At 47.5% G+C, this 22,701-nt stretch carries 29 protein-coding genes; 10 read left to right on the forward strand and 19 right to left on the reverse strand.

The window, feature by feature from the left end:
• Positions 1–20 precede the first annotated feature (20 nt).
• A complete protein-coding gene (locus NWE96_07120) occupies positions 21–1,259 on the reverse strand; it encodes an MFS transporter (GenBank protein ID MCW3983751.1) in 1,239 nt (412 codons plus the stop codon).
• 185 nt (positions 1,260–1,444) lie between these two features.
• Between NWE96_07120 and NWE96_07125 the strand changes: the two genes are divergently transcribed.
• Positions 1,445–1,855, forward strand: a complete 411-nt coding sequence (locus tag NWE96_07125) for a 30S ribosomal protein S6e (protein ID MCW3983752.1) — start codon at positions 1,445–1,447, stop codon at positions 1,853–1,855.
• A 92-nt stretch (positions 1,856–1,947) separates the two neighbouring features.
• The gene (locus tag NWE96_07130) at positions 1,948–3,198 is read left to right on the forward strand and encodes a translation initiation factor IF-2 subunit gamma (GenBank protein MCW3983753.1); all 1,251 of its coding nucleotides are present in this window, start codon (positions 1,948–1,950) and stop codon (positions 3,196–3,198) included.
• 4 nt (positions 3,199–3,202) lie between these two features.
• On the opposite strand, the gene NWE96_07135 is transcribed toward NWE96_07130, so the two are convergent.
• The gene (locus tag NWE96_07135; GenBank protein MCW3983754.1) at positions 3,203–3,634 is read right to left on the reverse strand and encodes an NUDIX domain-containing protein; all 432 of its coding nucleotides are present in this window, start codon (positions 3,632–3,634) and stop codon (positions 3,203–3,205) included.
• 134 nt (positions 3,635–3,768) lie between these two features.
• Here NWE96_07135 and NWE96_07140 point away from each other — a divergent pair, with 134 nt between their 5' ends.
• Genes NWE96_07140 through NWE96_07170 form a run of 7 tightly spaced genes read left to right on the forward strand, consistent with a single transcriptional unit; the run spans position 3,769 to position 6,641 of the window.
• Positions 3,769–4,188, forward strand: a complete 420-nt coding sequence (locus NWE96_07140; protein ID MCW3983755.1) for a DNA-binding protein — start codon at positions 3,769–3,771, stop codon at positions 4,186–4,188.
• Entirely contained in the window at positions 4,189–4,782 is a 594-nt protein-coding gene (locus NWE96_07145) for a DNA-directed RNA polymerase (protein ID MCW3983756.1), read from the forward strand.
• Positions 4,783–4,784: 2 nt separating this feature from the next.
• Complete coding sequence (locus NWE96_07150; GenBank protein MCW3983757.1) at positions 4,785–4,970, forward strand: DNA-directed RNA polymerase, subunit E''; 186 nt, start codon at positions 4,785–4,787, stop codon at positions 4,968–4,970.
• Between the two features lie 54 nt (positions 4,971–5,024).
• Complete coding sequence (locus tag NWE96_07155; GenBank protein ID MCW3983758.1) at positions 5,025–5,552, forward strand: DUF359 domain-containing protein; 528 nt, start codon at positions 5,025–5,027, stop codon at positions 5,550–5,552.
• 43 nt (positions 5,553–5,595) lie between these two features.
• Positions 5,596–5,904 (forward strand): 30S ribosomal protein S24e, encoded by a 309-nt coding sequence (rps24e, locus tag NWE96_07160; GenBank protein ID MCW3983759.1) that lies wholly within the window; start codon positions 5,596–5,598, stop codon positions 5,902–5,904.
• Positions 5,904–6,164, forward strand: a complete 261-nt coding sequence (locus NWE96_07165; GenBank protein MCW3983760.1) for a 30S ribosomal protein S27ae — start codon at positions 5,904–5,906, stop codon at positions 6,162–6,164. Before rps24e ends, NWE96_07165 begins: the two co-directional genes overlap by 1 nt.
• A gap of 45 nt (positions 6,165–6,209) precedes the next feature.
• Positions 6,210–6,641 (forward strand): hypothetical protein, encoded by a 432-nt coding sequence (locus tag NWE96_07170; protein MCW3983761.1) that lies wholly within the window; start codon positions 6,210–6,212, stop codon positions 6,639–6,641.
• 4 nt (positions 6,642–6,645) lie between these two features.
• On the opposite strand, the gene NWE96_07175 is transcribed toward NWE96_07170, so the two are convergent.
• Together NWE96_07175 and NWE96_07180 are read right to left on the reverse strand one after the other, a co-directional pair.
• Positions 6,646–6,942, reverse strand: a complete 297-nt coding sequence (locus NWE96_07175; GenBank protein MCW3983762.1) for a winged helix-turn-helix domain-containing protein — start codon at positions 6,940–6,942, stop codon at positions 6,646–6,648.
• A complete protein-coding gene (locus NWE96_07180) occupies positions 6,917–7,600 on the reverse strand; it encodes a hypothetical protein (protein MCW3983763.1) in 684 nt (227 codons plus the stop codon). The genes NWE96_07175 and NWE96_07180 overlap by 26 nt, the downstream gene beginning before the upstream one ends.
• 154 nt (positions 7,601–7,754) lie before the next feature.
• On the opposite strand from NWE96_07180, the gene NWE96_07185 reads away from it, so the two are divergent.
• On the forward strand, positions 7,755–10,337 hold the full coding sequence (locus NWE96_07185) for a PQQ-binding-like beta-propeller repeat protein (GenBank protein MCW3983764.1): 2,583 nt from the start codon (positions 7,755–7,757) through the stop codon (positions 10,335–10,337).
• Positions 10,338–10,630: 293 nt separating this feature from the next.
• Here NWE96_07185 and NWE96_07190 read toward each other — a convergent pair whose 3' ends face one another.
• The 15 genes from NWE96_07190 to NWE96_07260 form a co-directional block, all read right to left on the reverse strand.
• A complete protein-coding gene (locus NWE96_07190; GenBank protein MCW3983765.1) occupies positions 10,631–11,404 on the reverse strand; it encodes a hypothetical protein in 774 nt (257 codons plus the stop codon).
• Positions 11,405–11,562: 158 nt separating this feature from the next.
• Positions 11,563–11,892 carry a nickel-dependent hydrogenase large subunit gene (locus NWE96_07195; GenBank protein ID MCW3983766.1) on the reverse strand — a complete coding sequence of 110 codons (330 nt, stop codon included), beginning with the start codon at positions 11,890–11,892 and terminating at the stop codon, positions 11,563–11,565.
• 47 nt (positions 11,893–11,939) lie between these two features.
• Positions 11,940–12,557 carry a class I SAM-dependent methyltransferase gene (locus NWE96_07200; GenBank protein ID MCW3983767.1) on the reverse strand — a complete coding sequence of 206 codons (618 nt, stop codon included), beginning with the start codon at positions 12,555–12,557 and terminating at the stop codon, positions 11,940–11,942.
• Entirely contained in the window at positions 12,541–13,359 is an 819-nt protein-coding gene (gene rsmA / locus NWE96_07205) for a 16S rRNA (adenine(1518)-N(6)/adenine(1519)-N(6))-dimethyltransferase RsmA (protein ID MCW3983768.1), read from the reverse strand. The genes NWE96_07200 and rsmA overlap by 17 nt, the downstream gene beginning before the upstream one ends.
• A gap of 12 nt (positions 13,360–13,371) precedes the next feature.
• Positions 13,372–13,938 carry a DUF655 domain-containing protein gene (locus NWE96_07210; protein ID MCW3983769.1) on the reverse strand — a complete coding sequence of 189 codons (567 nt, stop codon included), beginning with the start codon at positions 13,936–13,938 and terminating at the stop codon, positions 13,372–13,374.
• A gap of 67 nt (positions 13,939–14,005) precedes the next feature.
• On the reverse strand, positions 14,006–14,344 hold the full coding sequence (locus tag NWE96_07215) for an RNA polymerase Rpb4 (GenBank protein ID MCW3983770.1): 339 nt from the start codon (positions 14,342–14,344) through the stop codon (positions 14,006–14,008).
• A gap of 12 nt (positions 14,345–14,356) precedes the next feature.
• Positions 14,357–14,653, reverse strand: coding sequence for a 50S ribosomal protein L21e (locus NWE96_07220; protein ID MCW3983771.1), 297 nt, complete (start codon positions 14,651–14,653; stop codon positions 14,357–14,359).
• A gap of 12 nt (positions 14,654–14,665) precedes the next feature.
• Positions 14,666–15,997, reverse strand: coding sequence for a tRNA pseudouridine(54/55) synthase Pus10 (locus tag NWE96_07225; protein ID MCW3983772.1), 1,332 nt, complete (start codon positions 15,995–15,997; stop codon positions 14,666–14,668).
• Positions 15,998–16,007: 10 nt separating this feature from the next.
• Entirely contained in the window at positions 16,008–17,357 is a 1,350-nt protein-coding gene (locus NWE96_07230; GenBank protein MCW3983773.1) for a signal recognition particle protein Srp54, read from the reverse strand.
• A 286-nt stretch (positions 17,358–17,643) separates the two neighbouring features.
• Positions 17,644–18,036 carry a translation initiation factor IF-5A gene (locus NWE96_07235; protein ID MCW3983774.1) on the reverse strand — a complete coding sequence of 131 codons (393 nt, stop codon included), beginning with the start codon at positions 18,034–18,036 and terminating at the stop codon, positions 17,644–17,646.
• Positions 18,037–18,138: 102 nt separating this feature from the next.
• Entirely contained in the window at positions 18,139–19,419 is a 1,281-nt protein-coding gene (locus tag NWE96_07240) for a tyrosine-type recombinase/integrase (GenBank protein ID MCW3983775.1), read from the reverse strand.
• Positions 19,419–19,604, reverse strand: a complete 186-nt coding sequence (locus NWE96_07245; GenBank protein MCW3983776.1) for a hypothetical protein — start codon at positions 19,602–19,604, stop codon at positions 19,419–19,421. The genes NWE96_07240 and NWE96_07245 overlap by 1 nt, the downstream gene beginning before the upstream one ends.
• A gap of 2 nt (positions 19,605–19,606) precedes the next feature.
• Positions 19,607–19,741 (reverse strand): hypothetical protein, encoded by a 135-nt coding sequence (locus tag NWE96_07250; GenBank protein ID MCW3983777.1) that lies wholly within the window; start codon positions 19,739–19,741, stop codon positions 19,607–19,609.
• Positions 19,734–20,738: a hypothetical protein gene (locus NWE96_07255; GenBank protein MCW3983778.1), complete on the reverse strand. Its 1,005-nt coding sequence runs from the start codon at positions 20,736–20,738 to the stop codon at positions 19,734–19,736. Before NWE96_07255 ends, NWE96_07250 begins: the two co-directional genes overlap by 8 nt.
• Positions 20,704–22,695 (reverse strand): zinc ribbon domain-containing protein, encoded by a 1,992-nt coding sequence (locus NWE96_07260; GenBank protein MCW3983779.1) that lies wholly within the window; start codon positions 22,693–22,695, stop codon positions 20,704–20,706. Before NWE96_07260 ends, NWE96_07255 begins: the two co-directional genes overlap by 35 nt.
• Positions 22,696–22,701 lie beyond the last annotated feature (6 nt).

Raw genomic sequence — 22,701 nt, forward strand, 5'->3', positions numbered from 1 at the left:
CGCCACACCTTTTTCTTTTTTTATCTGTTTTTGATTGCCACGACTTTCAGGATAAGGAAAGCCAAAAAGAAAGCGGAAGCAGCAATCAAAAACGTTGAGAGATAGCTAAGTTGCGCTGATATGTAGGGTCCAAAGAATGCGCCGATGCCTGTGCCTAAACCGACCAAGCCATCGAATAATCCAGATTTACCCTCTGGGATAAGCTCCATGGATAGAGAAATCATCATGATGTAGTACATGCCAAACGCGAAGCCTAAGAAGATGAGGATGAGCCCAGTGGAGAGGGTGGGGAAAAAGGCAAATTCGATAACGCCGATCAAAGCTAAAATAAGTACACTGCGGAAGAGGACGAAACGGGGGAGTTGTTTGCGTAGATCCATCGAGCGTGCCTTGTTTCGAATCAACAGATACCCTGCAGTTGCGCCGATGGAGACCAGAATGTAGGAGATGTAAACCATGCTTTCTTGTCCATTGAAAATCTCTTTTAGGTAGACAGGGAGCGGCGTGAAAAAGAGGCTTGTGGCAAGTGCAAACACTACGATTGCTAGGGCGAAGCCTCTAAAGTTTTCCTGTTTAAGCGAACCCTTCCAGCGTAAGCTGTAGGATTCTATGCCGCGGTAGGCGAAGTCGATTTTTCTCTCAATGCCAACTAGGCGCCTCTCAAAAATCATCATGGGATCTGCGATTAACACAACCGACAGTATGAACGCAATCAGGCTTAGTATGCTACAGAGGTAGAGCGTGTAGGTTGCTAAAACCCCTGAACTCAAAGTAGCAGTAAAGCTAAACAACCCCAAACTAAACACTAACCCGATGACCAGCCCCAAGATGAAACCGACCTCGGTTAAGGCTTCGTAGAACCCATAAGACCTCTCCCACTCGTCTCGGCTGTAGTGCTCGGCTATGAGGACGTTTTTTGGTGCTTCATGAGAGACGTGCAGCACCTGCATGACGACGTAGAGGGCGACGAAGACAAGTATGTTTTGAGCTACTGGTAACGTCATAAGGAACAGAATTATGGCTGAAGAAGAGAAAGAGAGCAGTATGAAGGCTTTGTAGTGGCGGGTTGCGTCGCAGAGGTAACCCCACAGAAACGAGGCGGGAATGGAAGCAAAAACCGCTATCGAAGTCATGATACCTAATGCTACGAGTGGTCCGCCTAGGATGCTGGTGTCGTTAAAGGCGACTAGATATAGCGGTATGAAGACGCTTAACAGTCCGAACGCTATCTCGTGAAAGAAGAATCCAAGCCGCCACATGCGAACAGACCACCTCGAGGTAAAATTAAAACCTTCTCCCACAAAAAACAGGATGCCGTCGAACCACCTCGAGGCTCTTTAGCACCTAATTGCATAAAACTCCATGGAATATGATTAGAATCTGTTTTGGGCTAAATCCTTAATAGAGAGATATTCAACTTCTTACTGCGCTGGAGACAGATTCAATGGCAAAGTTCAAAGTCATAGTTTCCGACCCACAATCGGGAGCATCCAAAGTAGTAGAGCTCGAAGAAGCACGCGCAACACCCTTCATCGGCAGAAAAATCGGTGAAACCTTAGACGGCGCAGTAGTAGATTTACCAGCTCACAAAATCCAAGTAACAGGCGGCTCAGACAAAGACGGCGTACCCATGAGATCAAACGTCCATGGCGGTGGCCGCAGAGCAGTAGTTCTCAGTGGAGGAGCAGGTTTCAAATCCACAAGAAAAGGCGGCCGCAAACGCAAAACCGTCCGCGGAGAAATCATAACTGACGAAATCGTCCAAATTAACCTCAAAATCGTTGAACGCCCCGCGGGAGCAGCCCCAATACTGAAACCAGCAGCTAAAACTGAGCAGGCTGCACCTCAAGCCTAATTTTTTTCGCTTAGGGCATGCTCAAAACTTATAAACTCCATTAATTAATTCCTTTTACGATTCCAGAACTTATCTAAAAGAAGAAGAAAACTATGAGTAACCCATCTAAGGCTCCACTACCCAAACAGCCAGAAGTCAACATCGGCACCATAGGTCACGTTGACCACGGCAAAACAACACTTGTCCAGGCATTAACAGGCACTTGGGCTTCACGGCACAGTGAAGAACTCAAACGTGGCATCACTATAAAACTCGGCTACGCAGACATGCCCATATACAAATGCCCCAAATGCCCCGAACCCAAAAACTACACCATCCACCCCGTCTGCCAAAACTGCAACAGCCCAGCCGAATTCGTCCGCGCCATCAGCTTTGTTGACGCACCTGGACACGAAGCCTTAATGGCAACCATGCTCAGCGGCGCAGCCATCATGGACGGCGCCATCCTCGTTATCGCCGCAGATGAACCCTGCCCTCAACCCCAAACCCGAGAGCATCTTGCAGCGGCAGAAGTCAGCGGCATCAAAAACATGATTATAGTTCAAAACAAAATCGACATAGTTGACAATAAACGAGCCCTAGAAAGCTACAAGGAAATCAAAGCCTTCGTTAAAGGCACGGTGGCTGAAAACGCACCCATCATCCCAATCTCAGCTCAACGTATGATTAACATCGACGTCTTACTTGACGCCATACAAACCATCATCCCAACCCCTCACCGTGACCCAAACCTGCCACCGATGATGTACATCATCCGTTCTTTTGACACAAACAAACCAGGCACCACCATCGAAGGCTTAGAAGGCGGCATCATAGGCGGCACCATAGTGCAAGGCAAATTCTCGGTAGGCGACGAAATAGAAATCCGCCCCGGCATCATGGCAGAGCGAGAAGGCAAAACCGTCTACGACCCCCTCATAAGCGAAATCGTCAGTTTACATGCAGGCGACCAACAAGTCAAAGAAGCCACCTGCGGCGGACTCATCGGCGTCGGCACCCTACTCGATCCCTCCTACTCTAAAGCAGACGGCTTAACAGGTAGCATCGCAGGCAAAACAGGGCAACTGCCTCCAACCGTGACAGAAATCACCATGGAGACACATGTGCTTGAGCGTGCAGTGGGAACTAAAGAACTCCTCAAGGTAGAGAAAATCAACCCTGACGAAGCGCTGCTGCTTCACATTGGCGCGGCGGTTAACGTAGGAAAAGTCGTCAACATAAAGCAGAACACCATAAAAGTCAAGTTGACAAGACCCATCTGCGCATTGCCAGGTTCACGGGTTGCCATCAGCAGAAAAATCACTGCCCGATGGAGACTCATCGGATACGGACTCATAAAGTAGCTGGTTAGTCTCTCACTAACCCTTTCTTCTGCAAGAAATCGTGCGCTTTAAGCAGGATGTCTTTGGCGTTTTTGAAAGTTAACTTCTCCATCGTCTGCTTGTAGTCCAGCCAGATGTAACCGATGTGTTCAAACGAGATTTGGACCTCTTCAACGTTGGATTCGATTATGAAGAATACGACTTCTTTGTTTATGGTTTGGCCCTGTCGGCGGTAAAAGTAGTTGATGGATTCACGGAAACCGTCGATGAAGTGTGCGTCGGTTATGCCTGTTTCCTCCATCAATTCCCGTGTTACGGTTTGTTTTTCGGTTTCGTTGACTTCTTGGTTGCCTTTAACGAAGTCCCAGTGCCCCGCAGTGTAGTTTAACATGAGGTAGCGGGTTTTTTCTTGATTGTTAATGAATATAACTGCGCCACAAGATTTTTCGCGGAGCACTCTTGTTTTTCACCTATCTGCTTCAATTCATAAACTCTTAATATTTAAATTAATAGCAAAAGCCGCCAATTTAGCCGCCGCAGAAAACCTTTAAGCCCCCAAACAACCATAACCCCCACAAGGAGCCACATGCAGTGACGGCTTCACCCAAAAACCAACCCCTCAAAGTCATCTTGGATTCCAACGCGTTTTTTGTACCCTTAGAGTTCAAAATGGACATATTCGAAGAACTCAAAAGGCTACTGGGAAGGAACCTAGAGTTTATTCTGCTCTCGCCTGTGAAGGCTGAATTGGAGGTTTTGGCAGCGGGGGATGAGCCGAAACTCCGTCGACAAGCCAATTTTGCGCTGCGGCTAGCTGAGAAGTGCAGGTTGGTGGCTGTGGAGGGCCGCGGCGAAGCAACTGACGACGCTATTGTGCGTGTCGCCCAAAGCTGGGGGGTGCCTGTGTTTACGAATGACAGAATTCTAAAGCAGAGGCTAAGAGATATAAGTGTGCCAGTGATTTATCTGAGACAAAAATCGCGTCTAGACATTGACGGGTTGATATCGTAGATGTTCAAACTGATTACTCTTCAAGACACTATCCGCATCCCGCCCGAAACGTTCGGTAACCCCTTGGAGAAAGTGGGCCGCGAACAGGTTAAACAGAAATACGAGGGCGTTGTGGATGAAGAATTAGGCTACGTCATCGCCGTAACAGGCATAGAAGTTAGCCCCATCGGCAAAATTATTCCAGGCGACGGAGCAACATACCATAAAGTAACCTTTTCCCTGCTCACATTCTACCCCATCATACAGGAAGTCGTTGAAGGCGACGTTGTGGAAATCGCTGACTTCGGCGCATTCGTCCGCATCGGACCAGTCGACGCACTACTCCACGTATCACAATTGATGGATGACTACATCAGCTACGACGAAAAACAAGGCGTATTGCTGGGTAAGGAATCTAAGCGTAAACTCAGCGCAGGCGACCAAGTCCGCGCCCGTATAACTGCCGTCTCGATGGGTCGCGCAGGCAGCAGCGGCAAAATAGGCATAACCGCAAGGCAACCCTTCCTAGGCAAACTTGACTGGCTCAAAGAAGACCAAACTAAAGGCGCAGAAAAGAAGCCTGAAGCCCCCGCAAAGGAGCATAAGGAGAAGTAGTTATGAGCGAAAAAGCATGCACCAACTGTCACTTCATAACCAAAGAAAATGTTTGCCCAAAATGCAGGTCTACCAGTTTTAGCGAGGACTACAGCGGTTTAGTGGTCATGTTTGACCCCGCCCATAGCGCCATCGCGAAATCCATGAACATTAAAGAGAAAGGCAGATACGCGCTTAAAGTGCGTTAACACGGTAGCTTCTTAACTGCCTGCCACTTTCTATTTTAATAGAGGATTCAACTGATGAAGGTAGAGTACACTCTAACACCGAGGTTACGTGTCTTCTTAAAAGAACCCTTCGGCACCCTAATTGAGGGTCCACCGAAAGAAACCATGCGTAAACTAAAAGACCTAATAACTCAAGAAAAGCCGCCATGTGTGGTTTCCGTCGGCGACGTCGTCTCTATAAACATGCATCAAAGCGGCATACACCCCCAGTTGACGGTTATCGACTACATTTCTCTGCGCGATCAACCCCTGCCAAAACAAGCACCAGTAGAAAAAACCGTGACCGTAAAGAACCCGCAGGGAACCCTAAGCGACGAAGCCATCTCCGCCATCAAATCCGCGTTGGAAGCCAACATCCATACCCACATCGTGGTGGAAGGCGAAGAGGACTTGTTGACCCTCATAGCGGTTTTGTATGCGCCAGAAAACTCGTTTGTCATCTATGGGCAGCCATATATGGGTATAGTTGTGGTAAAAGCATCTCCTCAGAAGAAAGAAGAGGTAAAAGTGTTCCTAAAAGAGATGAAAGCTTCGAAAAGCTAAATAAGAAGATAGTTGTTTGAATTTACGCCCTAAGTGAACATTAATGCAAATAAAAATAGAAACCACCAAGGAAAACCCGCTGCTCAAAAGGACCGAAGTAGCTTTCACGATCGTTCAAGGTCCAAAAGAGAAAACACCTGCACGCTTAGAAGTCAAGAAAGCGGTCGCAGCAGAAATGAAAGTCGGCGAAGAAGTCGTATACGTTAAACGTATGCGCACCAAAACAGGAACCAGCATCACACAGGGAGTTGCTAACGTTTACCAAACTGTTGCTCAAGCTAAACTAGTTGAGCCAGAACACATCCAAAAAAGAAACACTCCAGCTAAAGCTAAAGAAGAGGCGACCGCATAATGGCACCAGCACCAAAGAAAGAAGAACCAGCAGCAGCGGCAACCGAAGCAGCCGCGCCAGCAAAGAAAGCAGAAAAAGGCAAAAAACCCAAAAAACACAAAGAAGAAAAAGGCGTCAAAGCCATGTACAAAGTCGAAGGCGACAAACTTTCTCGCGCACGCCCAACCTGCGAACGCTGTGGCCCCGGCTACTTCATGGCAGACCATCACAGCCGCTACACTTGCGGTCACTGCGGTTTAACGCGGTTTAAGCAGAAATAAGCAGTTTTAAATCCCTCAACCGCACTATTTCTTTTTTGACCTAACATGCTAAGAGTAAACGTAGTTATATCTAGCATCTCTGCAGAGCGATTCTGGGACATCCGCAAACCTGTCCCCCCAATCCAAATCAATACCAACATCAACGTGGTGGGGATGGAGAAGAAGCCCGATGAATCGCTTGAGGTGCCCTTCATCTTATCCATCGCTTATAACCCGTCGATTGCGCAGATGAGCATAAAAGGCAACGCATTCGTCATGGGCGAAAAAGAAGAAGTTGACCGTGTCCTTAAGGAATACGAGCAGAAAAAACCGCCAGCACAGATAATCATCCAATCCATATCTAACGTAGTATTCATCGAATCCGTCTTGATATCGCGCACGCTTAACATACCACCCCCGATTCCGTTACCTCAGATTCCCGAGACAGGAGCCAAACCGCCAAGCGGCAAACCAGAAGGCAGAGACTACAGCCGATAAATGACTATGTTGATGCTCGAAGCCGCGGAAACTTTAGTTGTCCCACATGCTTAAGTATCCACTGCACAAGTTCATCGTAAACTTCTGCCCCTGCCTCTGTTAAAGACACCGAACCGTTATCGTCAACCACCACAAACCCCTTTTTTGACATCCAATCCAAATACTTTACCAACTTGTCGTATGACAACTCTGTGCATGTGGCTAGCGCAGTTTTGTTTACTTTATTCTTTTTCTTCAATGCCTTTATGATTCGGGCAACGACGTAGAGGTCAGGTTTAGAGCTCAGCGCTTCTGAGTTCATCACTCAACCTCCGTAACTCGCACTGGAGCTTGTCTATTGCTCGAATTTCATTGAACCGTTTTGTGAGGTCATACCTCAAATAGACGATAATTGATAGAAAAGAAAAGTGAAATGAAGCGTAGCCAAGTGCTCCTATTCGATGAAGAACCAAATAGGTGATGAGATTCAACACAAAACCTATTATAAAGAAGAATATGAACCCGTAAGCCGCTCCTTTAACAAGGCTGTACATCGCATAACCCAATCTGCCCGAAGAAACAACATCAAAAGAGTTATCCCAATCTAGCTCTGACAAAAGTTTAAGCGCTGAAGGGAACCCCTTAGAAAGCTCCTTTTTCCACTCTCCAGTCTTGACCTCCTTCATCTTGCTTCGAACAAAGAGAATACCTACTAGAACTCCCACTGATGGAATAAGCACTATGGGGAAATTCAGGAAGAACCGCTCAAACTCATTATATGCGCTTAAGAGGCCAAAGAACGAAATTGTGAGGTTAACAGCAATGCAAATCGCGATGGAGCTAATAACGATTATTGTGAATTTTTTCAGGTACTTTTCGAGGACGTTGTATTTTTTGATTTCATCGAGTGTTTCCATTAGCTCAGCTACTTTCGAAACAACATTCTCTTCTGTCATTGAGCTTGTGCTCTTTTCAGACATACTGCCCCAACATACCTCTCTCTATATTCTGCCCACAGGGCGATAAAGTTAACTTTACGGCGCATATAAAACAAACTCTCTCGCAGAGAGTCAGTCTAATTAATTCATTTTCTCAACAAGACATTATAAAAAAATAAGGAAAAGTGAACTATAAATGAAAATCAAAACCAATCTGAAAACAAAAGCATCTATAACTTTGATTCTACTGTTGACAATTACCCTCCCACTTTTCGCTATAACTCCAACTGAATGCCAAACATCTGCAGGGAAATCAACTACACATGCCATGCTTACAGTTAACCCCAACCCTGTAGGCGTCGGTCAAAAAGCACTCATTGTAATGTGGGCAGGTATGCTGTTGCCAAACGCAGCCGTAACCAACGACATACGCTTCCACGACTACAGCCTTACTATCACCAAGCCTGATGGAAAAACAGAAACAATGAAATGGGCTATCGTTGAAGACACGACATCAACACAATACACAACCTACGTACCCGATCAAGTCGGCACATACACTTTAAACTTCAGCTATCCAGATCAAGTGTACACTTGGAATGCCACAGCGGCGATGAGAACCTGGACAAACCATGTCTTTCTCGGAGCAAGCAAAACAGTCACTCTCATAGTACAGGAAGAACAGCTACCTGAACCAATAAGCAGCTACCCCCTTCCAACCGAGTACTGGACGCGCCCAATCGAAGGACAGAACACTGACTGGTGGTCTATTTCGTCACACTGGCTTGGCAGTGACCACCCACTGCATTATAATCTAGTGGCGGCAGACGCGATGTACCAGCCAGACGGCGCCGCTCCTAACAGCCCACACGTAATGTGGACTAAACGTATTGATGAAGGAGGCGTTGTCGGAGGCAGCTTAACTGGCATCGAAGGCGAAATGTACTACAGCGGTTCAGCATACCAACCAAGATTCTACAACCCGATAATAATGAATGGTTTACTCTTCTATGCGGTTCCATCCCAGAACTCTATGTCAGGAGGCGGATACATGTGCGTTGATTTACAAACTGGCGAAGAAATATGGTTCAACCCGAAAATAGGCGTTGAAAGCGATTGGCCTATTCCCTCCTTTGGATATCTCTATACTGCCCATACCGAGAACCAACATGGCGCAATCCCTAATGGTGTTTTGTTCTCAAGCAACTTTGCAGTCGCATATGAACCATGGACAGGACAACGTCTCTTCAACGTAACTGGTGTACCTTCAGGCATGGCTGCAGTTGGACCACAAGGCGAAATACTACGCTACCAAATAAACATTGCAAGCAGATGGCTGGCTCAATGGAACTCTTCACGGCTATGGTCCACAGCTTCAAGCGGCTGGGTACCTGACTGGAACACAACCAACGGCTGGGTAAACGCTAGCACAAGTGCACGTTATGACTGGAACGTGTCCATACCAACGTCTATACCCACAAGCACCTCTCCATTTAAAGCAATTTGTGACGATATACTGCTTGGTTCTACCACGTTTACAAGCTTTTCAGGCATCGGAACTCCAAACCCCTATACTATGTGGGCTATCAGTCTGAAGCCGGAATCCCGAGGACAACTGCTTTGGCTAAAACAATACGATGCACCACCAGAAAATATCACCCGAATGTTACGCGCAGTTGACCCTGTTAATCGCGTCATCATTATGCTGGACAAAGAGACCTTCCAATATCTAGGCTACAACATGGACAACGGAAACTATATGTGGACAACAGCCGTGCCTGAAGGCATTTCTGACTTTGCATACTTTGACTCAACGCATGGCTCAGTATTCTGCACAGTCGACCACGGTGTTCTATACAATAGCGGCTTTGGCGGAGTACTATACGCCTACGACACGAAAACAGGTAAACTACTATGGACTTACGGTAACGGCGGCGAAGGCAACAGTACATTCAGTGGTCTGCAAACACCTTGGGGTAACTATCCACAATTCATATCAAACACAGCCGACGGCAAAGTCTTTCTGTTCAGTGGCGAACACTCTCCCAACACTCCACTATACAAAGGCTTACGGGTAAGGGCTGTTAACGCTACTACAGGCGAAGAAATCTGGACTCTACTCGGATCAATGGGCTATCCTCCACGTCAATGGTATCCTGTTGCAGACGGCTTTATTGCATACCATAACATGTACGATGGACAAATCTACTGCATAGGCAAAGGACCCAGCGCAACAACCGTAGAAGCACCCATGACAGCGGCCACACTAGGCCAAAGTGTTGTCATCAGAGGAACCGTAATGGACATAGCAGCAGGCACAAAACAAAAAGAGCAGGCAGCACGCTTCCCCAATGGTGTCCCCGCAGTCTCTGACGCAAGCCAAGGCGTATGGATGGAATACGTCTACATGCAGAAACCGCGTCCAACCAACGTCACTGGAGTTACTGTTGAGTTAAACGTTGTTGACGCTAACGGTAACTACCGATCAATCGGAACAACCACTACAAACGCAGACGGCTTCTTTAGCTTAAACTGGAAACCCGACATAGAAGGCAAATACACTGTTTATGCTTCATTTGCTGGAAGTGAATCCTACTGGCCATCACATGCAGTAACCGCGTTCGCAGTCGACCCCGCACCAGCAACCCCAACACCGCAACCAACCCAACCACCCTCCATGGCTGACCTGTACTTCGTACCCAGCATAGTGGGCGTTATCGTAGCAATCATCGCTGTCGGCGCAGTCCTCGCACTATTACTGCTCAGAAAACGACCATAAACGGTGTAAACAATGCAAAACTACTTTCCCTTTCTTTTTTAGTTTTAAAACTATGCATTCAGGTTGGGGCTGAGTGGGCTTCTGGGTTTAAAATTACGAAGTTGCGATCGTGGTTTTCATTTTTCTTTTCTCCTAAAGAAAACGGACCCAGAATCCCCAGCAAACCCGCCAATGCAACTCCGTTCGAGCCTTTTACGGCTTTATATAAGGGAGGGGGCCTCTCAGCAGAGACGTCGCGTGTTAATCCCCGAAAAGATACTGAAAAAAATAAAAAGAGAAAGGGAAGTTTTTGTTTACTTCCGTTTTGATAAGAAAACGCCGAAGACGACGAGCATAACGATGATTACGACGACTAAAGCGATGATGATCCACATCTCGGTGCTTAAGCCGCCCATCGTTGCGCCTGGAGTTGGGGTGGGTGTGGGTTCCGTTGTGCCTATTGGAACAAAGACTGCTTGGTAAGCGAAGGTAGCTGAGTAGCCGTGGTTAACGTTGTATGGGTTGTCTGTTGGGTTCCAGTTCGTGGGGTAGTTACCGTGTCCAGTGTCGAAGCCGCATATTGTCCAATGCGAAAATTGCCAGCCATCGTTTGGAACCGCGGTTAAGTCAAAGTTTTCTGCGTTTGCTAAAGCATATGTTCCCGGCGGTGGGTTGGTTGTTCCACCTGCTGAGGGTAAAATCACTACTATTGCAGCTTTGCTTAAGTCAGCGGGGACTGATCGGCCTGGAAGAGCGGAGGGAACTATGAAGACTGGTGTTACGTCGTAGGTTACTCCGCCTGAAGCGGTGAAAGTTAAGGGGTTTTCAGATATGACCAGATCGCCTGATCCGTCGCTGGGCGAGACAACCCAACTTGAGAACACATGGTCAGCGTCGGGGGTTGCGGTTATGGTTACTGTGTCGCCATCCGCGTACGTTGTTGTTCCTGTAACGTCGGTTGTTCCTCCTGGTGAAGCATTCACTGTTACAGTTGCGTTTGTTTCGGCTCCTACTGTTGCACTGTTGAGAACAGCCATCAAAAATAGAACGAAGACTAAACTAAATGCATAAAACTTAGATTTTTTCACTCTTTATATCTCCTTAAGGTGTCTTGCTTGCTATATTCTTGCATTTACTTAATGAAAACTTGTGACTGTAGTCCTACAGTAACAAAAACAGCTAAAACAAGCAAAAAAAGAAAAAGCTGCTTCAAAATAATGAGAAAAAAGTGAAAGGCAAAAGCAAACTACTTTAAAACTGGAACCACAAGCCACCTAACATTCTCAAACCCATACTTGGTAATCAATGGATCAGCGAAGTTCGGAGCCAAATCGTCATCAATCTCCGAGAGCACCACCGTGTCGCCGATGCGGTAGACGACTGCGATTTCGGTGAGGTCTTTTAGGGCTGCGTATTTGCCTCGGATTTCCCAATACCCCGGCTCATTGCGGCCAACCTCCATAATCCATGAATACTTATCTTCGGGGTGTTTGCCCTCTGTGTAGTTAAATTCGCAGACGGTTTCACCGACCACTTTAGGGTCGTCAGCTGTTTTAACGTAAAACCAAAGTGTCATAAAGAAACGCCACATAAACTTAGCACGTTTGTGCCCTTATAGGTTTCCTAAGTTTGGGGTTTGGCTTCGATTAGGGTTAAGGTTTCAAAGAAGGGTAACTGTTGTTCGGCGATGACCTCTGCTTTTAGGCCGTTTTTGGCGAAGTTTTGCATGGTTGCTTGGACGCCTGTGAGTGTGGACTGCATCAAAAGCACTCGCCCATCTGGCGCGAGATACGCACCGACGGCGGAGATGAAGCGATCCACCACCAACCGTCCATCCGCGCCGCCAGCCCAAGACCGACCAATCCAAGACTCCGCCTCACCGTCCTCAGAAGGCAAATAAGGAGCATTAAACAGCACCAAATCAAATTTGGCGCCGTCGCGTATTGCGGTGAAGAGGTCGCCTTGGTAGAAATCGATGTTTTGGGTTCCGTTTAGTTTGGCGTTTGCTTTGGCGCAGCGGACAGCGTAAGGATTCAAATCCACCGCAACCACACTGCGGGCTTTTTGTGCTGCCAAAACCGCCAATATGCCTGAGCCAGTGCCCAAATCCAACACCAACTCGCCTAGTGCAACTTTGAGGTTTTCTGCGAAGAGAAAAGAATCCTCCGCGGGCTCATACACGTCGTCAGATACATCAAAAAAGAATCCGTCGAAATGGACACGTTTAGTTGGGGAGGGCATTGGTGATTGCTCCGAAATCTTTAGGCGACAACTCTCGGACACGTTTATCATGGAAAGGCATGTTAGTTGCGATGGTTTCGGCGTCGTGCTTGCTTAGTTTGAGGTGGCTGCGTATGTATGGGGTGAGGGCTTTGGCGAGTTTTTTGTTGCGTTGGGTGAAGAGCCATTTGGTTAGCTGGATAAAGGCAGATTGGTTTTTGACTTCGAAGGGTTTGGTGGCCCATGGTTTTAGGCTTAAAATTACAGAGTCCACTTCGGGCGGGGGGATGAACATGTCTTTAGGCACGGGGTCTAAGAGTTTTGCTTCTGCTTGATGCTGCACCACAACAGTTAACCATCCGTACTCTTCGCTGCCCACTTTCGCAACGAGGCGTTCGCAGAATTCCCTCTGCAAAATCATCACCGCACAATCTACACTTCGCTCCAGCACCCACATAACCAGTTGAGAAGACAAATAATACGGTGGAATAGCAATGACCTTGTTAAACGGTGGCATCTTGGCTTTCAATACGTCGCCCTCAACCAAGGTAACGTTACCGTAACCTTTGACTTGTTCTCTGAGCACCGCCGCCACCTCTCTGTCTTTTTCGGCAGCCACCACCGCTTTACATCGCTCAGAAAGAAACCGAGTTAAAAACCCAAAACCTGCCCCAGCATCCAACACCACATCAGATGGGCTTAGCGCTGCGTATTGGGCGAGTTTGGGGTAGAAGGCGGGTTCGACCATGAAGTTTTGGCCCAAAAGCTTGTTTGGGCTAATCTTGTGGCTTAAAAGTAGTTGTTGGATGGCTTCATGGCTCATCGCTTAGCCCTTTTACTGTGCACGCGTGAACAGACGGTACTTGCTGTCGCCTTCCAACTCTTCTAGAACACGTTTAGTGATAAGTTTCACTGGGTTAGGTAATTCTGTGCGCTTCTGCAAGTCTTCAAAACTCTCAAAGGGTTTACGTTGGCGTTCGTTGATGACTTGCCACATGTACTTTTTACCGATACCAGGCACCAGTTCGAGAGCATGCATTCTGGGTGTTATGGCGCGTGCGGTGTTGAAGAAGTTAACAAACCACGCTTCACGGTTCGCTACGATTTTACTGATAACCGTCGGTAACTCTGCTTTGGCGGCTGCCGTTAACTCTTCGAAGCCGATGCGACCGATGATGTAGGTAACTTCTTCACGGCTATCTTTGCCGACATGCACACGGTCACCTGGCTTAAGCATCAAACCCTCCTTAACCAGCGCCTCCAAGACGGTGAAGAATTCTTCGCCGACACATTGAATCAAGGCGCCTGCATGGTATCCTGCTCTGCCTGTTGGGCGAAAACCAGGTTTACCGTGGGGAAGGAAGTCTAGTACGTAGGCGTTTTCTTCGTAGCGTTTTTCCATTAAACTCACTCTTCTGTCCTCTACTGTATTCTCGCTTACTGCTTAAAAATACTTTAGCCACTTAGAGCTACTTGAGCAGGCGAGTTTCGTTTAAAAGCTCAACGATTTCCTTTAGTTTCTGAGCTTCGATGATTTTTTTACCGCCAGCCAAGAAAACGCGCAGTTCATCCACGGTTTCAGGCATACAGTTTATGATTTGGACTGCTTCAGCTTCGTCGAGTTCGTATTCTTTGACAAGTTTCTGCAAGAGTTGTTCAGCTTTTTCGGCGTCTGCTTTGCTGAATTTGTTGACGTAGTCGAGTGTGCGGCGTTGGAATTGGTCGAGGTTTTCTTCGCCTATACTGTCCAGTACTTTTTTAACTTGGGGCAGTGTTAGGCGGTTTTCGCTTACTTCTCTCTTGCTCATCTTGTACTCAACTCACTGACCAGTGTATGGTTCCATGTGCTCTGAGCGGACGATTATGGTTTTTCTAGCTTCACCCTGAGGTACACTGATAACGTATCCTCTGCCACGTTTCTCTACGATGTGGCCGATTTTGCCGTGGAAACGTTTGTGAGGCATACTCTTCTGTGTGCTAGAATCCATCTTTATGATGACTTCGTCGCCTGCAGCGTACTCGTGGAGCAACTTGCTGATTTTGGGTTTACCTCTGGCACGGACTGGTTTGCGCAGAAGACTGCGTGTGCCCGAGTAATAGCCTTTTGAACCTTTCATCTTTGTTTTCACCTATTCCATTATTACGTTGAGAACGTCAAGCTTAAGCGTCTTCGCTGGGTTATTAAGCAAAGCCGACACGTTGGGTACTGTACGTCCTTCATCTCCAGACACCAATTCTTTAACGTAAAGCCCCCCTTGACATTTGATATAGAGGAGAGCTTTCTTAAGCGTCACCTTCTTAACTTCAAGCTTATATATGTACCTTTCCCGCACAATATCGGCGCGTCGATGCACAACCCGCAGTGGCGTCTGCTGCTTAATCAATGCGCCTGTTAGTTTTTCCTCCAGTAATTTGAGGTCTTCGTCGGTTAGGTCTTTTTCGAACTCAGCCAGTAACCGGTACTCTTTCTGTGCACTTTCCCCTTTCTTGAGGTGACGTACATCATCTTTGGAGGCAAAATGTAGCTCCGACACTTCCACTTTACCGACGCCGTTGGCGTTGATTTTGGCTTCGATCTCTTTTAGGTCAAAGACGCGTTTTTTAGGTTTCGAAACCTCGACGATGAACGGTCTCCCAGAACCCAACATGCGAGCATCTATGTCTTCTCTGCCAGAAGCATGGAAAAAAGATTCTTTGCCGCCTGAGGCTTCAAGAATCGGCTTAGAAGTGTAGGCTTCAACCGACTCAGGATAAAGTTTACCTGTGCCGCCGCATTTCTCGCAGCCTTTTCCCCGACAGCTACAGAACCACTCTGACTGTGGAATGTCTCGCACTAGCTTGCGGTATCTGCCACCTACAAAGAGGGGGTTAACTTGGACTCGGATTTTTTCCTCGAAGGGCGCGATTACGGGAACAACTTCTGGAGTGAGGTATTCGGCTTCTTTACCTGTAGCTTTAGCGAGGGCTTTGCCGAGGACTCTGCCGAATTCGTGGCGCATACTTTCACCGTGTGTTATGTTAAAGGCGCCTTTGAATTCGTCTTCCCGCTCTTCAACTTGGATGGGCAACTCGATGCCTACAAGGAAAGTGGCGAATTGGTAGCCTTCCAGCGCTTTTTGGGCTTTCTCGACTAAACTATCAACATGTTCAAACTTGCCTTCACAGAGATAGCATTTGGCGTCGGCTTCCTGTTTAGGCACCCGCTTTTTTAGGTGCTTGAGCGTCTCTTGGGCGGTGACGCAGAAACCGTTGCTCGCCAAAACTTTGAGCCGCTTTATGCCCTCCGCGTCTTTTTCTTGGGTGGCTAACTCGTTGGCTTGCATGGTTAAACTAACCTTGAGCGCCGCTCCACGCACGTTGTTTTCCATGCTGTAGCCTAAAAGGGCGAATTGTCTGCCCAAGCAGTGGTCGCAAAGCGGGTATTTACTGAGTAACTCGTAAGCTTTCTCTAAAACATCCATCCACGTTAACCTACTGGAAACCCATCGGGGGCATACCTTTACCGCCGCCTAACCCAAACGGCAGCTTCTTTTTACGCTTAAACATCTTGAGCATCTTTTTCATGTTAAAGTACTGTTTGACGAGTTCTTTGACGTCTTTCTCTGTGGTTCCTGAACCGCGGGCGATTCGTCGGGCACGTGAAGAGTTGAGGATTTTGGGGTTTTCTTTTTCAGCAGGCGTCATAGATTGGATGATTACTTGCCATGTGTCGAGGCGTCCTTCGGCAGTGTTTAGCATGTCGTCAGGAATGTTTGAAGAGGACATTCCGGGTATCATCTTCATGACTTTGCTAAAGGGCCCCATGTTTTTGACAGCCGCAAACTGCTCGTACATGTCAGTTAAGGTAAAGTTGCCGCTGAGGATTTCTTTGGCTTTCTTAGGGGGCACCTTGACTTCGGCGTCATGAACCTTCTCCAAAAGAGTCTCTAAGTCACCCATACCCAGCAAGCGACCCACAAACCGCGAAGGCACAAAAGCTTCAAGGTCCTCGATTTTTTCGCCTGTACCGATAAACTTGATGGGTGCACCTGTGGCTGCAACTGCGGAGAGCGCGCCGCCTCCACGTGAAGAACCGTCGAGTTTTGTGACGATGATTGCGCCGATGGGGGTGGCTTCATGGAAAGTCTTCGCCTGTGCAAGCGCCTGCTGGCCGATGGTGCCGTCTATGACCATGATGACTTCGTCGGGGTGGATGTTTTTTTCGAGGTCTTTCATTTCTTTGATGAGGTCTTTTTCTTCCTTATGACGCCCAGCGGTATCAATGATGATTAGGTCACGGTCAGCGAAGTGTTTGAAGCCCTCTTTGGCAACTTTAACAGGGTCTTTAGCGTTTGCTTCCCCATAAATCGGAACATTAATCCTGTTAGCTAGCTGCTGAAGTTGGGCATACGCGCCTGGACGGTAAGTGTCAGCCGCGATTAAACCAACTTTTAAGCCGCGTTTCTGGAAGTAACGAGAAAGTTTGGCGGCGTGAGTGGTTTTACCTGAACCTTGAATGCCGACAAGCATGATGGTTTTCTTTTTGCCTGGCTCAACTTTGAGTGGGACAGGTTTGTCGCCGATGAATCGGGTTAGTTCTTCGTAGACGACTTTTATGACGTGTTCGCGTCTGGATACGCCGGGGGGCACTTTTTCTTTTAGGGCGCGTTCCTCGATGCTTTTGCTGATCTGCAAAACAAGCTGAACGTTGACGTCGGATTGTAGAAGCGCCCGCTGTATGTCGCGGACCAGTTCCTTCACTGCCGCTTCGTCTACGACGCCCGCTTTGAAGAGCTTTTTTATGGCGTCAGTTAATGAGGAACTTAGTTTGTCAAGTGCCATCGGAGTCGTCTCTTAGTCCTTAGAGTTTACTTGTCGTTTTAGATAAAGATTACACAACACAAAAGGGGCTATTTGGGTTGAAAAGCGCCTTTTTAGGTGAAGCCTCAGTATATTTTTCCCCATATTTAGCATTCTTCACAATTCAGACGGCTCTTCATGCATCATTGGCTTCAGCAAAAGAGGCGACATGCTAGAAAATAAACCTTAACAGCCACCGTAACCAGAACTTCAATTGGAGAAATAGAAGAAACCAAAAAGAAAATGATGAAGCAAAAGGTTGCTTTAACTACTTTGTTCTAACAATCTTGACTTTACCAAGAATCTTCCAGTACTCGATCTCGGTGCCGGCAACCAATTTGGCTTTAAGGTCTTCCTCATCTGGAAACGGCGCGTCAATGTACTCGTAGGTTTCAAGGTCCATAATTTGGACGCCTGTTGGGTTAACCGCGAATACTTGGCCAGGTCGTTTGTCGATGATTGGGATTTCTGCGCCTGCATCTACGGGTTTAACGAATTGTCTTTTTTGGTTGTCGAATATCCCGATGGCGACGATTCTGGCTTTGGCTGAACCGTGTTTGCCAGGCTTCGATTTTGCTATGTCCACGATGCGGCAGGGTTCGCCGTCAATCATCATGTAGCCGCCAACGCGTAATTCTCCGACATCTACGGGTCTGCTCATACACTCACCACAGTAATACTTCTAATCAATGCAATTCTCAACAACACCCATATATAGATTAAGGTTTTACTGTCAGCATATATATCTAGTTTGGAGCTGTTTTCATTTGCGTTTTCTGAAAAGCTTCTGGCCTTCCATTTCTGTAACGTATTCGAAGCCGACTTCTAAGAGTTTACATGCTTCTTCAACGGTCGATGCCACTTTGACTATGTAGTCGTTGGAGCTTTCGCCGAATGCCATCTTCTCCAAGTTAACGTAGATCTGCGTGGTAAGGACGCTTTTGTGCCCCAGCAGTTTTGAGATATAGAAGATGTCGGGTTTTTTATGGTACTGCATGGTTGCGTACCAGTGGCGTATGAGATGGAAGTGTATCTTTGCGATGCGTGGGTTGCTTAGTCTATGTGCGATGCGTCTTCTCTGGTTTATCAGGCACCATGTTGCGCTGCTTTTGTTCATTCTACCGAAGACCTTGTCGTTTTCTCTTCTCAGGTTGCTTAGCATGCTTATCAGCACTGTTGATACGGCGAAGACTCGTGGTGAACTGTGTTTCTCTGCTTTGCGTAGCGTAATTGTGCGCATGTCAAAGTTTATGCATGCCCAAGTTAAGCTAAGGCATTCGCCCAGTCGCATTCCTGTTTCTTTCATCAGCTGGAGCAGAGCGCTGAGTCTTTTTGCTGAGCCTGTTATGAGTGCGTCGATTTCGGCTTCGGTTGGTAGGAATTCTGGCAGTTTCTCGATGTAGTCGTATTTTGGCGGTGTCCAAGTTTTACCAAGGAAAGTTAGGAATTTGGTGTAGGCGCAAGAGTAGACGAATTTTGTGTTTTCAACTAGGTTCATTTTTGCGAGGGCTTCTTTTACGTTTTCAGGGTCGTTTATGTTGGCGTGTCTTGCTATGCTGCGGAGGGCGGTGTTGAAGGTTTTTACTGTTGAGTCGGATAAGCCGTCTTTTTGGCAGTAGAGCGCGAACTGGAGCAGTTTGCCTTTGACGTCTGCATCAGTAATTTGTCCCATTCCCGCAACGGTTTTTGTTTCCGCTGCAGTTTCCAAATTTTTCGCTTCCTCGATGGTTGCGCATATTTGGCTTATAGAAACTATGGCTGTCTCGGTATTTATTGACCACTTTGAATTTTCTTTTGGTGGTTTTTCGGTGAATCTGTAGTTGCAGTTCCTGCAGAGCCAGCGCTGAAATACTGAACCATCAGGATAATATCGTTGACCGTCACGGTAGAGACTACTTGATCCACACTCTGGACACGTAACGGCATGATCGGCTTGGTTGCTTGAACTCTCGCGGCCATGCTGAGGCTCACCTTCTCTGTTAACTTTGCACTTGAAGCGCAAGTGAGAAGATTCGGCGTTGCTTGGAGCCTCAGCTTCAGCCATTAGTGGATGTAACCTCTTTTACGTTTTATACCTGTTCTGTTGCCTGATGGTAAGTCAGGTGAAGCTGTGGCGGTTGAATGGTGGCGCTGTGCGTACCTGAAAGGGCTTATCTGAATAGTTCTGTTTTTGTTCAAGTTGATGCTGGCAACTGTTATGGTTCCACGCTGCCTACCTATTCTTCTCATTGTTAAGCATCCTCCGATGGCTTTTCCTTGTGCTCGTAATCGTCGAGATGTTCATCCATGATTTGCCATGCTTCTTCTCGGGCAATCCGACGAATCAATTCCACAAGACGGGCGGGAACCACTTTTTTCTTAGTCAACTTTGCCGTTTCTCCTTGAGCAGTTCTTTAGGCAAAAGCCAAGTTTGCGGATAGTTGCGCATTTATAGGGTCGATAAGTTCTAGTCGAAATGTCTCTGATGTAGTAGAGGCTTTTTTCAAAGCTATAATCGGTCTGATTTCTGAAGAGTTCGGCGGTTTGCTCTGCAGAAAAACCTCTGTTTAAGAATTCGGTGGCTATGGCGATCCGCATTGAGTGCCCAGCGGCACCCGATAAATCAGCACACAGTGCCGCGTCAATGCAAGGTCTTATTTGTCCATGCCTCGTCGAGTTGTAACGGTATGCGTGCCTTCGGGTTTGCTGTTGAATATTGCTTTGACAGAGTCCGCAAAAATCTTCTGCTAAGCCCTGCTCTTTGAATAGAGTTATGCTGTTTAGGCTGAGGCTTTTCCGTTCCATGTTCACGGGTGTGCAGGGTTTGAGGCTTTTTTCGTGAAGCGTGTAAGGTACTCTTGCTAGCCGCTTTATGTCACCTAGAACCTGGCTATCCAAGGTTTGGAATGAGAGCCCTTTCAGTAGCAGTTCCTGGGCTGTCTTGTAGAACACTTTTGTGGTTTGGGCTGAATCAAAGTGTTCTGTTTTTTGGAGCCAAACGTAGACGTGGTAGCCTTTCGAGCCGCTGAAGCATACAAGCGGTTTAACGCCGTAACTCTCTTGTAGCACCGTAGCAAGCGTGTTTGCTTCTTTCCAAGCGAGGCTTAGGTCTTTGCTGTCAAAATCAAAGAACAGCTTCTCAACACAAGAAACCATATTACGTCCATTGAAGGGTTGAACACTCATCCAAGCCGGAGCACGATTCCTCATGCACCAAGCGATGTATTCTTCGAAAGCTACGGAAGAGGTTAGGAATGAACGGTCACCATTGAAGACTTCTCGCCCATAATTGGGCACCTCAAACCATGAACGCCAAAAGCCCTGAACCTGCAGTGCGCCTAAGTTTTGGTTAGTCGTGGTGTTCCCTCCATTCTGCCCCCGCAAACGTGCGCTTGAGAGCATCAAAACAAGGCGTGCATTTGCTTAGAAAATCACCCTGAGGCGTCACCACTTTGTACCCAGCCTTCTTAGTGCATGAAGAGCAATCGCCTGAAGTATCCTGCCAGTACACGAAAAGGGGCTTTGGCTGGGCTGCTGGGTCACGGGAGTCACGCAGGTCACGGTTTTCCTGCACAGTGCAATTACTTTCAGAGGTTAATTGGGAAGAAGAAGACAAGCTCCTGCCGCTACTGTTGTCTTCTTCTTTTTCTTTCTGCCCCAAAGTTGGATTGAAAGAAGAAAAAACGCTTCTGCCGCCAAAAATTGCTATTTTTTCTTCTTCTCTTAGAGGAGCCGTAGCTGTGCTGTTTTCTTCATCGCACGTAAAAACCGTGACTCCCGTGACCTCCGTGACCAACCTCTCACCCAGAAGGCTTCGACTTTGAAAAACGCTTCTTGGAGCATAGTCTACTATGAACTCTTTCAGTCGCTTCTCTAATCGATCAGGTTCAAAGAAGATGACTCTGTATGATTTGCCGCCGTCTTTGATGAATGGAGGCAGCCCGGCGCTTGCGATGTTTAGGCTTTTGATGGCTTTGCGGATTGATTGGCTGCTCCATTTAAAATGCAAAGCCAAATCCGACGTCGTCAGCGGGTTGCATTCCAACCGTTCACGCTCGCCTTGCTCTTCCACTTCTGCTTGGTCTAGGAAATAGTAGGTGTTTGACTGCCAACACTTAAAGAGGCCTTCGCTGATTTTTTCCCAGAAATAGTTGACCAGCAAGCCGTCCATGCTGTTTGTTTTCTCTTCAATCTTTAGCTTCTGCACTGCCTTAGCCGTCTCCGAGATGGTTTCTCTCAGCGAGGGTTCATAGCGTGAAAGCGCCAAGAGCGGAAGCAAACTTGCAATTAAGCGGTGGTCGATTAGCTCATCGATCCAGGAGTCTTTTTTGATGGCTATTTCTTGATGGTACTTCATGCGCAGATAAAGCAGCTTGTTTTGAAATGATAGGCCTTCTTTTAGCATTTCGTCAGTCTCTATGACGGGCAGGCGTTTGTCGCTGGCTTCACTGTAGAAAGGCAGGGCTCGGCTTTCTGTGGCGTTGTCGTCAAAGGGTTTGCGCTGCGTCAAAATAGTTAAGCCAAAGTTGGTGAAGGTGTCTGTTATCCGCGGATTCTTTGGGTTCTGTCTACTCAGAGGGGTTCCTGTGGCGCGGCAGTTGAGGAAATGCACCAGCTCGCTCTTCTCGTTGGTATTGGCAAAGTCTGCCTCATCCAAGACTAAGGTGCCTTGCCAGAGGTCAAGCGGTCGGTAGAGGCTGGGGATCCTGTGAGTGGACATTTCAAAGTAGGGTCTGTAGCTGAGGGTTCTTAGCAGGAAGGCTAAGCGGTTTTTGCCCGACTGGCTGGGTCCTCTTATGGGTATGATAGGCGCGAATTTGCCTGCGCCTGCCACGTCGTATTGGGGGTTGGTGATGAAGCGGTCGAGGAACCATGAACCCACGGTTATTCGGGTTAGAAGCTGTATCATGGCGTCTCTGCCGCAAGAGTCATAGGCTCTTTGGGTGTACCTGTCTATCTCGGAGAAGACCTGTTTGAAGGTGGTCTCGGTTACGCCTGATGGGAGCAGAACTAGGCCTTTTCTTAGGGCATCGTTGTCTACTGGCATGTAGATGATTTTTCTGCCTTTGCCGTCGACTTCGCCTAGGTCTATTTGTGCGGCTTGCTCTACTTTGCCTGTGCTGTAGTGGTAGATTAGGTATTGGGGCGGGTCTTGGCGGTTCCAGACTTCTTCAGCTAAAAAATCGCTTGTGGCTATGGTTGGTTTGGGAATCAGAACCGTTTTTTCTTGTATGTCTGCGTGGCATTTGGGGCACTTATTGGTGTTGCGCTGTACCGATGCGCCGCAACTGGGGCATTGAGTTTTGTCCGATTGACGGTTGCTATTTGTGTTTTCGACCATCAGTGA

The sequence above is a fragment of the Candidatus Bathyarchaeota archaeon genome, from assembly GCA_026014685.1.
Taxonomy (GTDB): Archaea; Thermoproteota; Bathyarchaeia; order Bathyarchaeales; family Bathycorpusculaceae; genus Bathycorpusculum.

Coding starts and splice junctions, on each gene's coding strand:
- NWE96_07170 (MCW3983761.1), top strand. CDS start 6,210: ATGCTAAGAGTAAACGTAGTTATATCTAGCATCTCTGCAGAGCGATTC.
- NWE96_07230 (MCW3983773.1), bottom strand. CDS start 17,357: ATGGCACTTGACAAACTAAGTTCCTCATTAACTGACGCCATAAAAAAG.
- rsmA (MCW3983768.1), bottom strand. CDS start 13,359: ATGAGCCATGAAGCCATCCAACAACTACTTTTAAGCCACAAGATTAGC.
- NWE96_07220 (MCW3983771.1), bottom strand. CDS start 14,653: ATGAAAGGTTCAAAAGGCTATTACTCGGGCACACGCAGTCTTCTGCGC.
- NWE96_07235 (MCW3983774.1), bottom strand. CDS start 18,036: ATGAGCAGACCCGTAGATGTCGGAGAATTACGCGTTGGCGGCTACATG.
- NWE96_07120 (MCW3983751.1), bottom strand. CDS start 1,259: ATGTGGCGGCTTGGATTCTTCTTTCACGAGATAGCGTTCGGACTGTTA.
- NWE96_07165 (MCW3983760.1), top strand. CDS start 5,904: ATGGCACCAGCACCAAAGAAAGAAGAACCAGCAGCAGCGGCAACCGAA.
- rps24e (MCW3983759.1), top strand. CDS start 5,596: ATGCAAATAAAAATAGAAACCACCAAGGAAAACCCGCTGCTCAAAAGG.
- NWE96_07185 (MCW3983764.1), top strand. CDS start 7,755: ATGAAAATCAAAACCAATCTGAAAACAAAAGCATCTATAACTTTGATT.
- NWE96_07150 (MCW3983757.1), top strand. CDS start 4,785: ATGAGCGAAAAAGCATGCACCAACTGTCACTTCATAACCAAAGAAAAT.
- NWE96_07225 (MCW3983772.1), bottom strand. CDS start 15,997: ATGGATGTTTTAGAGAAAGCTTACGAGTTACTCAGTAAATACCCGCTT.
- NWE96_07200 (MCW3983767.1), bottom strand. CDS start 12,557: ATGCCCTCCCCAACTAAACGTGTCCATTTCGACGGATTCTTTTTTGAT.
- NWE96_07175 (MCW3983762.1), bottom strand. CDS start 6,942: ATGAACTCAGAAGCGCTGAGCTCTAAACCTGACCTCTACGTCGTTGCC.
- NWE96_07260 (MCW3983779.1), bottom strand. CDS start 22,695: ATGGTCGAAAACACAAATAGCAACCGTCAATCGGACAAAACTCAATGC.
- NWE96_07180 (MCW3983763.1), bottom strand. CDS start 7,600: ATGTCTGAAAAGAGCACAAGCTCAATGACAGAAGAGAATGTTGTTTCG.
- NWE96_07245 (MCW3983776.1), bottom strand. CDS start 19,604: ATGAGAAGAATAGGTAGGCAGCGTGGAACCATAACAGTTGCCAGCATC.
- NWE96_07195 (MCW3983766.1), bottom strand. CDS start 11,892: ATGACACTTTGGTTTTACGTTAAAACAGCTGACGACCCTAAAGTGGTC.
- NWE96_07125 (MCW3983752.1), top strand. CDS start 1,445: ATGGCAAAGTTCAAAGTCATAGTTTCCGACCCACAATCGGGAGCATCC.
- NWE96_07240 (MCW3983775.1), bottom strand. CDS start 19,419: ATGGCTGAAGCTGAGGCTCCAAGCAACGCCGAATCTTCTCACTTGCGC.
- NWE96_07145 (MCW3983756.1), top strand. CDS start 4,189: ATGTTCAAACTGATTACTCTTCAAGACACTATCCGCATCCCGCCCGAA.
- NWE96_07130 (MCW3983753.1), top strand. CDS start 1,948: ATGAGTAACCCATCTAAGGCTCCACTACCCAAACAGCCAGAAGTCAAC.
- NWE96_07155 (MCW3983758.1), top strand. CDS start 5,025: ATGAAGGTAGAGTACACTCTAACACCGAGGTTACGTGTCTTCTTAAAA.
- NWE96_07215 (MCW3983770.1), bottom strand. CDS start 14,344: ATGAGCAAGAGAGAAGTAAGCGAAAACCGCCTAACACTGCCCCAAGTT.
- NWE96_07210 (MCW3983769.1), bottom strand. CDS start 13,938: ATGGAAAAACGCTACGAAGAAAACGCCTACGTACTAGACTTCCTTCCC.